Origin of the sequence: Bacillus sp. FSL K6-2819, from assembly GCF_038008305.1 — a bacterium.
Taxonomy (GTDB): Bacteria; Bacillota; Bacilli; order Bacillales; family Bacillaceae; genus Bacillus; species Bacillus amyloliquefaciens.
Genome location: NZ_JBBOYV010000001.1, coordinates 3696142 through 3710004 on the forward strand (window position 1 = coordinate 3696142; position 13863 = coordinate 3710004).

The window sequence follows — 13863 nt, forward strand, 5'->3', positions numbered from 1 at the left end:
TGTTCAATTTCAATCTTGTTTATCGTCGGATACTTTAAATTCGTTTTTCTTAACATCTTCCCACGGATCTGTTTTAGAGTGCGGTGATACGGCTTTGTAGCCAAGGCGTTTGCGCGCCTCCATCGCATATTCGGCATCTTGGCCGTGGTCAACGTATTTTAAGTGTGTAGAAGAGAACGTTAATTTACCGACATTCTCCGGAAGCATCAGTTCGTCATACTTCTCTTTCGTCAGCTTTGGAGAATCGCTTTGGGCTTTTTTCACCCAGTTGTTAAAGTCTTTTTGCGTAACTGCTTTTACGTTGAATTTCTGGTCGGCAAAGTGTTCGCCGGTGAAGTTCGCGTTGCGGCCTTCATATGTTCCCACTTTGTCAGCCTGTAAGTATTGATCCATCAGCATTCCTGCCATCGCGTATTTTTGTCCCCCGAGCTGAGGAATCCATAGCGACGCCATTGAATCGGCTGAAGAAATTTTAAATAAAACCGGACGGTCTACAGGAATGTTCAGGTAGTTAACCGTCTCAATATCCTGCTCTGGGTAACTGAATACCCATTTCCAGTCTACCGAAGTAGCATAAACGACAAGAGGTTCTTTATCCTTAGTCGCTTCAGGCGCTTTTTCTAACGAATATATCGTCTGTACGGTAGGCACAGAAAGTGCAATGACAATTAAAATTGGGATCACTGTCCAGACTACTTCTAAGAACGTGTTGCCGTGCATGTCTGGCTTGTAATTTCCGCTGTCTTTGCCTTTGCGGTCGCGGTATTTCACTAAAATGATTGTAAATAGTACGAATACGACGCCGACAATGAACAGCATAAATCCGATTGACAAGAGAATCAGATCTTTTTGCTGGTCTGCAACAGGTCCTTTCGGATCTAACACGGAAATGTCGCTGCATCCGCCCAGTACGAAAACAACAGCCAACATCGCTAATAAAAGTAACGGTTTAAATGCTCTGAACAAGAAGATCACCATCCTTCCTATTGATGTAGTGAATCTGAAATGTACTTTCTCAAAATCTTTTCTCTATCTACCTTGTTATGCTATCAAAATCTGCCCTTATTAGCTTTATTTTTTTCTAAAGTTCATCTTTTTTTCGCCCTGATGTCACAAAATCGACAAAAAATGCATGAACTTTTTCCACTTGCATAAATCAAAGTTAAAAAGTTTTAGATCATTTAGCATATATAGAGAAAAAAGATAGTGAGAACGAATAATACCAAATAAAGGTTTACCATAATAAAATACGCTGGTCAACAAAAAGTTTCATTTTGTTAACCATTCCACAAAGAAAATATTTTTTCCTTTGCTCACACCTTTTCACACGTTTTCCATTTTAACGCAACGCATGGTGAAAAAAAAGAGATGAACGCGCGTTGATATGTTCATTATAAAAAACACATTCATATGTTTAATATGGACAAAACGAAGGAAACATATAGGCATAAATAATAAAAAATAGGAAGTGATATTTATGGGTTTTATCGTATCTCTGATTGTAGCTATTATTATCGGCTGGATCGGAAGTTTATTTGTAAAAGGAAGTATGCCCGGGGGAATTATCGGGTCAATGATCGCCGGTCTGATCGGCGCATGGATCGGGCACGGCCTGCTCGGCACATGGGGTCCGCACCTTGCCGGCTTTGCCATCATTCCGGCAATCATCGGAGCGGCGATCGTGGTATTTCTGTTCAGCCTCATCGCCAGAAGCAGAGGATAAAAAAAGCCTCGTCCCTTATGGGATGAGGCTTTTTTCCGGTAGAGCGTCCAAATGGCTGATAAAACGCCGGAAAGCCGCTCTGCCTTCTTCTGTCTGTTTAAAGACGCCGGCATGCTCCAGTATCCGGGCAAAAACATGTCCGATTTCTTCTTTTAGAATCTGTTCCGCGTTTTCTTTCGTTACCTTCCGCTTGTGCAGCACGCTGAGCGCCCACTCCTTATGCTTGGCCGCAGAAGGATCGGCCGTTAAAGCCGCCTCCGGGTCCGGTGAACACAGCGCTTCAGCCGTGCGGATCATCTCTTCTTCAAGACGCCCCGGCAGAATCGCAAGCCCCATCACCTCAATCAGTCCGATATTTTCTTTTTTCAGATGATGAACTTCCTGATGAGGATGAAAAATTCCCAGCGGATGCTCATCTGAGGTGCGGTTATTTCTGAGGACGAGATCTAATTCGAATAAACCGTTTCTCCGCCGGGCAATCGGTGTAATTGTATTGTGCGGTGTCTCCCCTGAATAGGCGAGGATATCCGCCGCCTCATCGGAATAGCCGCGCCATGCCCGTAAGATGGAGTCCGCCGCGTCAGAAAGCTCAGACGCGCTCTCGCTTTGCAGACGGATGACCGACATCGGCCACTTCACGACACCCAAAGCCGTATTCGGATAATCAGGCAGCCTGTAACGGCTTTCTGTCTCCGCCTGCGCCATCGGGAACTCGTGATCGCCACCTTGAAAATGATCGTGGCTTAAAATACTGCCGCCGACAATCGGCAGATCAGCATTGGAACCGAGAAAATAATGAGGATACTGGCTGACGAACGACAGCAGCCTGTCAAACGTTTTTTTGCTGATCTTCATCGGTTCGTGCCGGTCTTTCAAAACGATGCAATGCTCCCGGTAATACACATACGGAGAAAATTGCAGAAACCACTGCTCATCACCGAGAATCACCGGGATGACGCGAAGATTTTGACGCGCGGGATGATCCGGCCTTCCTTCATATCCGACATTTTCTTTACAGAGAACACATCTCGGGTAATCGGATTGCGGCTGCTCTTTGGCAGCGGCAATTGCTTTCGGATCTTTTTCCGGTTTTGAAAGGTTGATCGTGATGTCCAGCTTTCCGTAAGCCGTCTCAGCCGTCCACCCGATATTCCGCTGAATTCTGTCCGAACGGATATAATACACATCCTCTGAAAATCGGTAAAACGCCTTTGTCGCCTGCTCCGGACCGTGCACTGCCTTTGTTTCTTCAAAACGCCGGACAATCTCTGACGGCTGCGGGGCAAAACAGCCCATGATCTTCGCGCTTAGCAGATCGCGATATGTGTCTGTATCGGCTGCAATCCGGCCCGTCTCTGCGGCCCATTCATAAATCGGGGCTAATATGTCCGGCAGAGGCGCCGCCGAGTCAATTTCTATCTGTTCTGAAGGCTCCGGATGGGTTATGTGCAGCGTTTCATATAAACGGTTTCTTGTATATTCAATATCAAGAAATGAAATCAGCTCTTTTTGCAGTCCGTACCGGATTAAACGTTCTACGTGCCGCTCAATCGCCATTGTCATCCCCCTTTAGTTCTCTCGCTCCGGCCCCGATATCCGCCGTATAAAAGTCAGCCTTTCTCCCGGTCTGTTCCTCATAATGGGCCCCTGCCGTTTCAATAAAATCTGAAACGGCCTCGTCCTTGACGATACTGACCGTACAGCCGCCGAAACCGGCTCCCGTCATCCTTGACCCGACAACCCCGGCATGGCGCCATGCCGCTTCTGCCAGTGTATCCAGCTCAAGACTTGTCACCTCGTAGTCATCGCGTAAAGAAAGATGCGAATCCCTCATTAATTCGCCGATGTGATGAAGCTGATTGCTGCTGAACATCGCGGCCGCCTTTTGGGTGCGGTGGTTTTCATAGACGGCGTGTTTTGCCCGGCGCCTGTTCACTTCATTCTGAATCAGCTCCGCATGAGCGTCAAAAGCGGAAGGCGACAGCTCCCCGAGTGACTGAATGGAAAGGTGCTTCTGCAGATCAAAAAGCGCTTCCCGGCACTCCTTGAGCCTCGTATTATAGCTTGAGTCTGCAAGCGTTCGTTTTTTATTGGTATTCGCAATAACGATCGACAGTCCAGACATCCCGAGTTTCGTATATTCAAAGGCGAGCGTCCCGCAATTCAGCAGGATCGCGTGATCTTTCTTTCCCATCCCGATGGCGAATTGATCCATAATGCCGCAGCTGACGCCGATAAAGGAATTTTCCGCCGCCTGAGCGAGTTTCACCAAGTCGATCATATCCGCATCAAGCCCATGGCATTCCTTGAGAATGACCGCCGTGACAAGTTCAATGGAAGCTGATGATGACAGCCCTGCGCCATTCGGGATATTTCCTAAGAATACAATATCGAAGCCGTGCGGAAGAGAAAAACCGCTGCCGAGATATTCCGCCATGACGCCTTTCGGATAATTGGCCCACCCGTCCTCTTTTTGGTAGCGGATCTCATCGAGACTGCATTCCTTTATGCCTGCTTCCTTAAAATTATCAGAGTACATTCTGACGAGCCTGTCCCCTCTCTCCCGGACGGCTGCATATGTACCGATCGTAAGCGCGCACGGAAAGACGTGGCCTCCGTTATAATCCGTATGCTCTCCGATGAGATTCACTCTGCCGGGCGCAAAGAAAATACGCAGGTCCTCCGATTCCCCGAATACATCAGCAAACGCTTTCTTTATTTTGTGTTTCATACGTATCCCCTTTCCCGTTACTCTTTCCCCCAAGGCTCGGAAAGAAACCGTTATGACACGCCCTCTTCTTTCGCTTTTCTGAAGACAATCCACTTGCTGGCCGCATAGTTGACGACTACGATAATGACGTTGTCGGCGATTTTCGCCAAAGTTTCGTTCATATGAAATTGACTGACCAGAAGAATCATCATGGCGAGATCTATGCCGAGAGACAATACCCGCACGCTGAAAAAGGCTGTCAGTTCTTTCATCAGACTCCGCATCCCCGCGGTTTTTTGCTGAAATACATACAGTTTATTCGTGACATAAGCAAATAGAACGGACAGAATCCACGCAGCGACGGTCGCCATCTTGTAATCCATCTGAAACACCGACGTCAGAATGTAAAAACTGACGATGTTCACGATCGTCGTGAAAACACCCATAATGATATACATCATAATTTCTCTGTAGCGCATGGCAATTCCTCGCTTTCTGAAAAACTTTTCTAAAACTTTTGTCAAATAAAGACGAACTTACCCTGATTTTCTGTTACTGAAAAAAACAGAGAGCGCGTCAAAAAGGCTGCGGAAGGTGACGGAGCGCCCCAGCACGTTTGATTGCTTAATCATGCCGTCAATGAGCGCGCACATCATTCTGGCGGTGTATTCCGTATCAATTTGTTCTTCTATTAAATTTCTCGATTTGAGCCAATTTATGTACAAGCAGCTTTCTTCAATCCATAGCTCGTAAAGACGGATGTAGGCTTCATATTCCTGTACCACCTTGTAATTGGGCATGTGAAGGGCAAAGGACACGATGTTCCATGCCGGTTTGCTGTTAATAAGATGCATCAGCAAGTCAGCCGCGCTTCTTGCCGCTTCATAAAGTGTCAGCGGCCTGGCTGATTGCCGTTCTATTTCGTCGAGATAGCCGGTAATGATCCTTTTTTTGATCTGATGCCTGTCTAACAAATGCTTCAGGAAATCTTCTTTGCTTTCAAAATGAACGTAAAACGCGCCTTTGCTGTAACCCGCGGCTTTGCTGATTTCATCTATCGATACTGTATCGTAAGCTCGGTCAATTAACAAATGAAGGCCTGCGTCAATAAAACTTTCAAATGTTTCTTCTCTCTTAATTTGAAATTTGTTTTTTTTCATTTTTTACCCCAGCTGTTTGATCTTCACTTTATCTTACACCGAATCATTCTTTTGCGGTATTTTTTATGTAAAAAGAATATGTTAGTTCGACGTTCAAAGGGTAAATGTTAATAGGTCAGATGGTTTATTTTCATTTACATACTATCCAGTCAGTATTTAATTGTTTATTATTATATGTAAGATTTCTTGAAGGATTTTGGGTATTTCAGTCATTTTCTTAGGGAATAGGTAGGTGAATTCATCTTCAATTTGGGATTACCGGCCAACTATGTGTGATATTTGTTATACATTGGCTGCTGTAGCTGGGCAAATCAATTTTTCAATTGGAGGTTCTTATGAAAACTCATGTAATGAAAGAGATAGATCAAGATTGGCATTTGTTAATTCAAGAGGCTAGAATCATGGGTTTGCACATTGACGATGTAAGGCGATTCTTAAATGCTGAAAAAGCGGTGAAGAAAAAAACACCAATGAAAAACACCATCCGCCAGCGGTAAGATTACAGGCGGATCCTTTTACTATTTAACACAGTCCGCCCGCACCCGAGTTTTCAAAGGAACACCCGCAATCTTATGAGGGGAATCAGAGAATAAAACCGTATACCGGACAACCATTCCCGCCCGCATTCCGCTACCTGAACAGCCAAACATGGTGATATGAGATCCCCCCGCTGCATATCTTGTGTATTATGCCGATTTACGAGGTGATACACAGATGGATACGAATCCCTATTATGATGAAAAACAACAGAACTACTACGAAGGCCTGAATCCTTATTTATTAAAAAAAATAGACAAAAACTGGCGTACAGTGCTTGATGTCGGCTGCGGCACCGGTAATTTAGGCGCGGCAATTGAAGACCGCGGAATAACGGTTTACGGTATTGAAGCGTATCCCGAAGCAGCTGAAAAGGCGGAAAACAAATTGAGCCACGTGCTTTGCGGCGACATTGAATCCGCCATTCTTCCGTACAAATCAGAGCAATTCGACTGTATGCTGTTCGGAGACGTACTGGAGCATCTTGTCGACCCGTGGTCAGTGCTGAAAAAACTTCGCCCTTATTTAAAAAAAGACGGCACAGTGCTTGCATGCATACCGAATGTCGGCCATATCTCGGTGGTGCTTGAGCTTTTAGCCGGCAAATGGACTTACAGAGATGCCGGATTAATGGATCAGACCCACCTGCGTTTTTTTACGCGTGAAGAGACTCTTTCCTTATTTAAAGCCTCCGGTTATGAGGTGAAAAGCATTGAGGCGATCCGTGTTGATCATCCCTCTTATCACAAGGCCATCGCATCTTTGCACGAAGTCTGCGTACAGCTTGGCATAAGACATGATTTTCTGACAGAGGCATCGGCCTATCAATATGTGATTGAGGCTGAGAGGAGCATGTAATGGATGCGCATTCGTTTCTGTTTGTCGTCTGTGTGAATGATGAATCGCTTTACTCCCAATGCAAAAACCATATCCTGCAGCTTACCGTTCCCCCCTCACACTCCGTTGATATCATGCCGGTATACGATTCAGAGAGCATGACCTCCTCCTACAACAAAGCGCTGAAACACCCTGCCAAATATAAAATTTATCTGCATCAGGATACATTTATCATTCATCAGCATTTCCTGCGAGACATGCTTCATATCTTTCAATCTCATCGGGAGCTCGGCCTTCTCGGTGTCGCCGGCTGCAAAACTCTGCCGCCGAACGGTATTTGGTGGGAAAGCGGGCATCGGCTGGGAAAAGTGATTGAATACCGGGTGAATGGTTACCGCCCTCTGGAATTTGAAAACAGCGAAGAAAACGGCCTGTTTACGCATGCTGACGCCATTGACGGATTGTTAATGGCCGCTCAATATGACGTAGAGTGGCGGGAGGATTTGTTTCGCGGCTTTCATTTTTACGACACATCACAGTCGCTTGAATTTCAAAAACACGGCTATCAAGTCGGCGTCGCCTGCCAGAAAGAGCCTTGGTGCCTTCATTTTTGCGGTGATTCATTTGACGCCGCGGCATATGAAGCGGACAGACAAACATTTGTCAAACACTATATGGGAAAGCCCTCTTGCTGATGCAGAGGGCTTTTTACAGTTACCGTTTATTCAATTCCCGCTCAATGATTTGTTCAAAGGTTTCCTTTCCCGCTGCGCCCGGGATTCTTTCATCGCCGATGATAAACGTCGGCACTGCGGTAATGCCGGCTTCCTCATAGGCATGGCGGAGCGCTTCCCGCTGCATGTGTCTGTACGCCCTTGTCTCAAGCGCCTCTTTGAACGCGCCGCCGTCAAGTCCGGCTTCTTCCGCAAGCTTTGTCAGGACGTTAATGTCACCGATATTTTGTTCTTCCTGAAAGAACGCCCGAAAAACGCGTGTATGGTATTCGCTTTCTTTCCCATGTTCCTTCGCAAAATGGAAGCCTTCAAACGCCAAATCCGTGTAAGGATGCGGTGATACGCGGGGGAACGTTATATCAACGCCTAAAGACCGCGCCATCGGTTCAATTGAGTTTTCCCACATCTGCCGCTTGGCGGGGTCATTCACCGGATCAAGTTTCGGTGAGGGGCTCGGACGCAATTCAAACGGCATCCATTCCACCTGTACGTCCTTGTCCTTAATTGCTTCTTCAAACGCCGCTTTGCCGACAAAGCAAAACGGACATACATAATCAGAATATACTTTAATCTGCAGTGTCATTGTAAATCTCCTTTCTTTTTCATTTTAAGTTGTAACATAAATAGTTACAAGTATTTTTTTAAAAAAACACCCTCCCTATGGAAGGTGTCACGATTCCAGCAGCCTCTGGGCGATATATTCTCCTTTTTTACAGCCGCCGGGACAGGCGAATAAGGAGGAGCCGATCGTTTGTGTGTATTCATTCAGCGCATCCTTTGCCGCCAAAGCTTTCAGCATCGGGACAAATTGGCGGTCCGGGTCTTTTTGAAAGCTGATAAACAGCAGGCCTGCGTCAACATAGCCCGTCTTCGGATCAATTCCGTCCGTATAGGAAAATGCCCGCCGCAGAATCTGTCTGCCGGTTGATTTCGCCACGCTGACATGTGAGTCGGCGGGAATTTGATTCAGCTTGACGGGATCGGTTTCCTTTTTTTGTCCGAAAGGCGCGCCCGAGCTTTTCATTCGTCCGAACGTGTCTTCCTGATCTTTCAAGGATGAACGGTCCCATATTTCTAAAAACATTTTAATTTTTCTAAACGCCATGTACGTGCCGCCCGTCATCCAGTCCGGCTCCCCTGATTGAACCCAAACGATTGAATTCATCAGGTTTTCATCCTTCGTGCTTTGGTTGCCGGTGCCGTCTTTGAATCCGAAAAGGTTGCGCGGGGTTTCGCCGTTTTTTCCGCCGCTTAAGAAACCTTTATTGAGAAAGCGGACTTCACACACGCCGACGGCCTGTTTAATCAGATTGCGCACCGCGTGGAACGCACTCTGTTCATTATCCGCGCAGACTTGTATGACGATATCACCGCCGCCTTGTTTCTTATCGAGTTTGTCGTTAGGCATCGGCGGAATATCGGCGAGGTGCTTCGGTTTTTTATCCTTCAGTCCGAAGCGGTCCTTCCCGTCTTTCTCGAAAAAACCGGGGCCGAAGCCGAAGGTAACGGTTAAATTCGCCGGTGCCAGATCCTGCGACTCCCCGGTATCCTGCGGAGGCATATATTTATTTTTCTGTTCGCCTGACAGGGCGGCGCCTGAGGTCAGCAGCTGCGTCAGACTGGTCCAATTTCTGAAAAGGGAGATGACATCAGCTTTGTCGCTTGACATGACATCAAGCGCCGCAAAATACACATACGTCTGGTGCGCCGTTGTGATTCCCGCTTGGTGCTTTCCGTAAAAAGGAACGATTTGATCACTTTCACTTTTCCCTTGACTCTTCTTTGAAGCGGTGGCCGCCGGTTTGAAAAGCGGCGCGAGTCCTCCGAGGCCGCTCGCTCCGACAGCGACGGCGGCGCCCGCTACGGCGCCCCACTTCAGAACATCCCGTCTGTGAATCTGTTTTTCCTTGTTTTGTTCATCGCTCATGCTGTGTTATAACTCCTTTTTAAAGCACATCGGCAATCTTCGACATGGTTTCAGAAAGGGCCGTCAGCTTTGTGCTTATCTCTCTGATTTGATCTTTACTTAATTTATCATAAGACGTATACGAGTGATCACCCGTTTTGTATTTCGACATCAAAACTTCAAATTCGCTGAATTCCGTATCCAGCTTTTCCGTGACGTCGGAATGGTCTTTCACAAGCGCGCTTTTCACAGTTTCATATACGGCTTTTGAGCCTTCGACATTAGCGGCCAGATCTGTTAAATCAATTCGGGAGTAACGTTCTTCTTCACCCGTGATCTTTGAGATGCCCGCTTCATTGAGAAGCTCCATGGCGCCGGCGACGATTTGTTCCGGCGTCAGTTTGAGAGAAGCGATAGAGCCGTCAAGCTCCTTCACATCCTTTAACAGGACGGCGGCCGTTTCTTTTTCGCCAGTAATCTTATTGTCCTTCCAGAGGGCTTTTTCAAGCTTGTGGAAGCCCGTCCATTTGTCGCCTTCTTCCACATCATTTTCTCTGGCATCGATTCTCGGGTCAAGCGTGCCGAGGCTTTCGGCAATCGGTTCAATTCGCTCGTAATAGACGCGCGCCTGCGGATAAAGTGATTTTGCTTTATCGATGTCCCCGGCCTTGACGGCGTCTGTAAACGCTTCAGCCGACTTTACAAGCTGATCGCTCTGTTTTTTCACATATGTTTTATAGTCATCAGCCGCTTTCTTGAGCTGGTCACTCGCCTTTTTGCTGCTTTTTTCAGCGCCCGTCAGCTCTTCCAGCGAGGCTGTCAGCGATACGGATTCCGATTTAATCTTCTCTGTATCAGGCTTATCTTTTTGTGCTTCTGTATAAATCGGCTGCAGGTGCTTTTCGATATCTGTGTATTCAAACGGATAATCGCCGCGGATTTTATTTTCAAATGAGAGCCAGTAGCTGTTCAGTTCTTTCCCTTTTTGCTGAATGCCTTTCCGGTCTTGTTTTTTAACGGATTCATTCAGTTTGGTGAGAATATCCTCCATTTTGTCAACTGATGTTTTGATTTCCTGGTTTACACTGTTTTTTTCGGCTCCTTTGTCAGACGCTGACTGCTGAGCGCCGCAGCCCGAGCACAAAGCGAGGAGCAGGCCGGCTGACAAAGCCGCTTTCTGGATATGTTTCATTTTGCAACTTCCCTTCTATTCGATTTTATTTTTAAGATTTCCATAACGAGTGCGACGGCTAAAAATCCGATGATGACCAGCTGCGGAATTGTGCTGTAAATCGACGGATAGATGCCGAGAAATGATACCGACGGAAGCCAGCTTTCGGCGTCAGACGGCAGAATATCCGCCAGCTGCAGGCTGTGGACGCCCGTACCGAGAAATTTCACGCACATATACAGCACGACAGCCATGGACAGCAGAAAGAACGGCTTTAACGGAATCCGCATTCCGAGCTTAATCATGAGAAAACCCGCTGCCGCAAGGATCAACAATCCCGCCGCGGTTCCTCCTATTAATTCTGTAAGCCGCAGCTTGCCGACGAGGCCGATAAAAAAGATCACTGTTTCAAGCCCTTCTCTGACGACCGCCAAAAAGGCGATCAGCGCGAAGGACAGCAGACTGCCTTTTTTAAGCGCCTGCGATTTTTGCGTATTGATTTTTTCCCGCCATTTATCCATTGAAGCGTTCCGGTGGAGCCAGACGCCGACATACAGGAGCATCACGGCAGACAGAATGCCGGTCACGCCGCCGAGCAGAAAATTGTTTTCGCCAAAAATGTTCGAGGAAAACAGCAGTGTGACGCCGACTCCCGCACCGAGAGAGACGAGCATGCCGAGTGACGCTCCGCCCCAAATCCAAGCTGATGAACGGGTTACCCGGGCTTTTTTCGTCATCGTCAAAAGCGCGCCGATCACAAGAAGCGCTTCCATTCCTTCCCTTACCGGGATAAGAGCGGCGTCCAGCCAGCTGTAGCTGCTCGACGCAATCGGCTCAAGGAGCTGAATCATTTCGTCAATATGCTTAATGGCCTGATCCGGGCGGTTTTCAGCTTCCGCCTTCATAAGCGCCAGGTTCTCTTCTGAAGTCGTGTAGGCCGCTTTTGATTGGGACACGACGTCTCCTTCGACTGCCAGCCAATTCGTGACAAGCTGATCGATTTTTGTTTGGGCTTCAGCGGTTTGGCTGCTTTTTATCAGCTGTTTCGTCTCTTTTAAGCTTTGAATATAGGCAGAGAGTGTAAGTCTTGAGCTCCCTCCGGCTGCGTCTTTTAATGTGACGGCCTGCCGGTAGGTTTCCAAGTGGGACCCAAGCTCAGAAAGCGCCGCCTGTACTTTTTTTGTATCTTTATTAATCAGAGAAAGTGAAATCATTGCGATATTGGAGTTCATTTTTGAGTAGGAAGATATATTTGCTTTTTTGATAGCAGGCTCTTCCTTTTTCCATACAGTTTTGAATTGTGAAAATGTTTTTTCGACGGATTGCAGGTTTCCGTCTCTTGCAGATTGAATCATTTGCTGATTCAGGCTGATAAGTGAATCGATGGGATCAGCGCCTTTCGCCACGGCAGAAGAACTGAAAATGACGAGCAGGCTGAATAACATGAAAGCAATCTTCCGTGCCATCATGCACCTCCTGTAGTTGAAAATGATTATCATTATATATCATAATCATAGTCCGATATCAGCCTTTGTCAATAAAAAGTTGCGCATACAGAAAAAGGGCCGTCCTCACGGGACGGCCCTTCTGACAGAAACATGTCAGCTTTTTGCTTTGGAGCGCCGAACTTCTTCAAAAAACCTGCGCGCCGCCGCCTTTGGATCTTCGGCTTGGCTGATGGCGCTGATCATGCTGACGCCGTCAGCTCCCGCTTCAATGACGGGCGCCGCATTGTCAGCTGTGATGCCGCCGATTCCTACAATCGGAATGGTGATGCCCTGACGTCGCACCTCTTCAATCAATGTAACGCCCTGCACAGCTTCAGCATCTTTTTTCGTTTCGGTCGGATAAACCGGACCCATTCCGACGTAATCGGCTCCGGCCGCTTCCGCCAGCTTCACCTCGGAGACGTTATGTGCCGATACACCGAGAATCATATCACCGATTGCCGCTCTCGTTTCTTCGGCGTCCGCGTCATCCTGGCCGATGTGCACTCCGTCGGCCTCAAGGCGCAAGGCCAATTCAACATCATCATTAATAATGAAAGGAATGCCGGCCCGCCTGCAGACATCCTGCACCTGCTTTGCAAATAAAACAAGATCCTCTCCTGTTAAAGAACCGCTCCCCTTTTCCCGAAATTGAAAGAGCGTAGCGCCGCCCTCTATGGCTTTTTTCACCACAGAAACGGGGTCTGCGCTTGTATTATTTGATCCCATGATAAAATAAACCGATAAAATATCCTTCATCATTTCCCGAGAAATACGAGTCATTTTTCTGTCACCCTTTCAATTGCAGCAAGCTCGGCCGCTTCTTGTTCCGAGATGCCCGACAGCTTGTTTAAAAGCTCAATCTGGAAGCTGCCCGGTCCCTTATGAGACGAATTCTGAGCGGCAAGCTGAGCTGCGCTTCCGTATACAGAAACGGCTGAAACGGTTGCTTGCAGAACGTCCTGCTCCGCTGCGCAGAAGGCTCCGATCACAGATGTCAGCAGACACCCCGCCCCCGTTACCTTCGTCAGCAGTTTATCGCCGTTATGTACGGCGTATATGTCGGTGCCGTCGGAGATCACGTCGGTTTTTCCGGTAATCGCAACGACCGTTTTCAGCCTGCTTGCAGCGGTCTTGGCGAGCTGAATCAGATCTCCTCCGGCTTCCCCTGCATCCACGCCTTTTATCTTCCAATCGGCGGCGCCGGCAATATTGGCGATTTCCGCGGCATTTCCGCGAATGACGGACAAGCGCACCTCCTGTATGATCTTGCGGGCTGATGCTGTCCGAAACGGTGTGGCGCCGGCGCCGACCGGATCAAAAATGACCGGAACGCCGTTTTCGTTAGCCGATTTTCCGGCTGCGATCATCGCTTCAACCGAAGCCGCACTGAGAGTGCCTATATTCAGGACGAGCGCTCCGGCGATTTTCGCCATGTCGGCTGCTTCCTCGATTGCATATGCCATGACGGGCGATGCGCCGAGCGCGAGCAGGCCGTTAGCGGTGAAGTTCGTGACGACATTATTCGTGATACTGTGAACGAGCGGGCTTTGCTCCCGCACTTTACTCAAGTTTTGAGCTGCGGTTTGTGCGTCCAT

The 13863-nt window shown here is 47.8% G+C and carries 15 protein-coding genes; 4 read left to right on the top strand and 11 right to left on the bottom strand.

Annotated elements, in window-relative coordinates:
- Nucleotides 1-9: 9 nt before the first annotated feature.
- On the bottom strand, nucleotides 10-975 hold the full coding sequence (gene qoxA / locus MHH91_RS19310; RefSeq protein WP_088030703.1) for a cytochrome aa3 quinol oxidase subunit II: 966 nt from the start codon (nucleotides 973-975) through the stop codon (nucleotides 10-12).
- 502 nt (nucleotides 976-1477) lie between these two features.
- Here qoxA and MHH91_RS19315 point away from each other — a divergent pair.
- Nucleotides 1478-1723, top strand: a complete 246-nt coding sequence (locus MHH91_RS19315) for a GlsB/YeaQ/YmgE family stress response membrane protein (RefSeq protein ID WP_003150926.1) — start codon at nucleotides 1478-1480, stop codon at nucleotides 1721-1723.
- A 15-nt stretch (nucleotides 1724-1738) separates the two neighbouring features.
- On the opposite strand, the gene galT is transcribed toward MHH91_RS19315, so the two are convergent.
- The 4 genes from galT to MHH91_RS19335 form a co-directional block, all read right to left on the bottom strand.
- Complete coding sequence (gene galT / locus MHH91_RS19320) at nucleotides 1739-3280, bottom strand: UDP-glucose--hexose-1-phosphate uridylyltransferase (RefSeq protein ID WP_013354033.1); 1542 nt, start codon at nucleotides 3278-3280, stop codon at nucleotides 1739-1741.
- Entirely contained in the window at nucleotides 3270-4454 is a 1185-nt protein-coding gene (locus tag MHH91_RS19325; RefSeq protein ID WP_013354034.1) for a galactokinase, read from the bottom strand. The genes galT and MHH91_RS19325 overlap by 11 nt, the downstream gene beginning before the upstream one ends.
- Nucleotides 4455-4504: 50 nt before the next feature.
- Nucleotides 4505-4891 carry a GtrA family protein gene (locus tag MHH91_RS19330; protein ID WP_038463302.1) on the bottom strand — a complete coding sequence of 129 codons (387 nt, stop codon included), beginning with the start codon at nucleotides 4889-4891 and terminating at the stop codon, nucleotides 4505-4507.
- A gap of 78 nt (nucleotides 4892-4969) precedes the next feature.
- Nucleotides 4970-5593 (bottom strand): TetR/AcrR family transcriptional regulator, encoded by a 624-nt coding sequence (locus tag MHH91_RS19335; protein WP_013354036.1) that lies wholly within the window; start codon nucleotides 5591-5593, stop codon nucleotides 4970-4972.
- Nucleotides 5594-5928: 335 nt separating this feature from the next.
- Between MHH91_RS19335 and MHH91_RS19340 the strand changes: the two genes are divergently transcribed.
- The 3 genes from MHH91_RS19340 (at nucleotide 5929) to MHH91_RS19350 (ending at nucleotide 7662) form a co-directional block, all read left to right on the top strand.
- Nucleotides 5929-6090: an anti-repressor SinI family protein gene (locus MHH91_RS19340; protein ID WP_013354037.1), complete on the top strand. Its 162-nt coding sequence runs from the start codon at nucleotides 5929-5931 to the stop codon at nucleotides 6088-6090.
- 217 nt (nucleotides 6091-6307) lie between these two features.
- Nucleotides 6308-6988: a class I SAM-dependent methyltransferase gene (locus MHH91_RS19345; protein WP_013354038.1), complete on the top strand. Its 681-nt coding sequence runs from the start codon at nucleotides 6308-6310 to the stop codon at nucleotides 6986-6988.
- Complete coding sequence (locus MHH91_RS19350; RefSeq protein ID WP_013354039.1) at nucleotides 6988-7662, top strand: glycosyltransferase family protein; 675 nt, start codon at nucleotides 6988-6990, stop codon at nucleotides 7660-7662. The genes MHH91_RS19345 and MHH91_RS19350 overlap by 1 nt, the downstream gene beginning before the upstream one ends.
- A 19-nt stretch (nucleotides 7663-7681) precedes the next feature.
- Here MHH91_RS19350 and MHH91_RS19355 read toward each other — a convergent pair whose 3' ends face one another.
- The 6 genes from MHH91_RS19355 to thiM all read right to left on the bottom strand — a co-directional run bounded on the left by MHH91_RS19355 (nucleotide 7682) and on the right by thiM (nucleotide 13863).
- A complete protein-coding gene (locus MHH91_RS19355) occupies nucleotides 7682-8284 on the bottom strand; it encodes a DsbA family oxidoreductase (RefSeq protein ID WP_013354040.1) in 603 nt (200 codons plus the stop codon).
- Between the two features lie 87 nt (nucleotides 8285-8371).
- Nucleotides 8372-9628 (bottom strand): iron uptake transporter deferrochelatase/peroxidase subunit, encoded by a 1257-nt coding sequence (gene efeB, locus MHH91_RS19360; RefSeq protein WP_013354041.1) that lies wholly within the window; start codon nucleotides 9626-9628, stop codon nucleotides 8372-8374.
- A gap of 19 nt (nucleotides 9629-9647) precedes the next feature.
- Entirely contained in the window at nucleotides 9648-10799 is a 1152-nt protein-coding gene (gene efeO / locus MHH91_RS19365; RefSeq protein WP_013354042.1) for an iron uptake system protein EfeO, read from the bottom strand.
- Entirely contained in the window at nucleotides 10796-12244 is a 1449-nt protein-coding gene (locus MHH91_RS19370; protein WP_013354043.1) for an FTR1 family protein, read from the bottom strand. The genes efeO and MHH91_RS19370 overlap by 4 nt, the downstream gene beginning before the upstream one ends.
- A 135-nt stretch (nucleotides 12245-12379) precedes the next feature.
- On the bottom strand, nucleotides 12380-13048 hold the full coding sequence (gene thiE / locus MHH91_RS19375; RefSeq protein ID WP_013354044.1) for a thiamine phosphate synthase: 669 nt from the start codon (nucleotides 13046-13048) through the stop codon (nucleotides 12380-12382).
- Nucleotides 13045-13863 (bottom strand): hydroxyethylthiazole kinase, encoded by an 819-nt coding sequence (gene thiM, locus MHH91_RS19380; RefSeq protein WP_014471212.1) that lies wholly within the window; start codon nucleotides 13861-13863, stop codon nucleotides 13045-13047. Before thiM ends, thiE begins: the two co-directional genes overlap by 4 nt.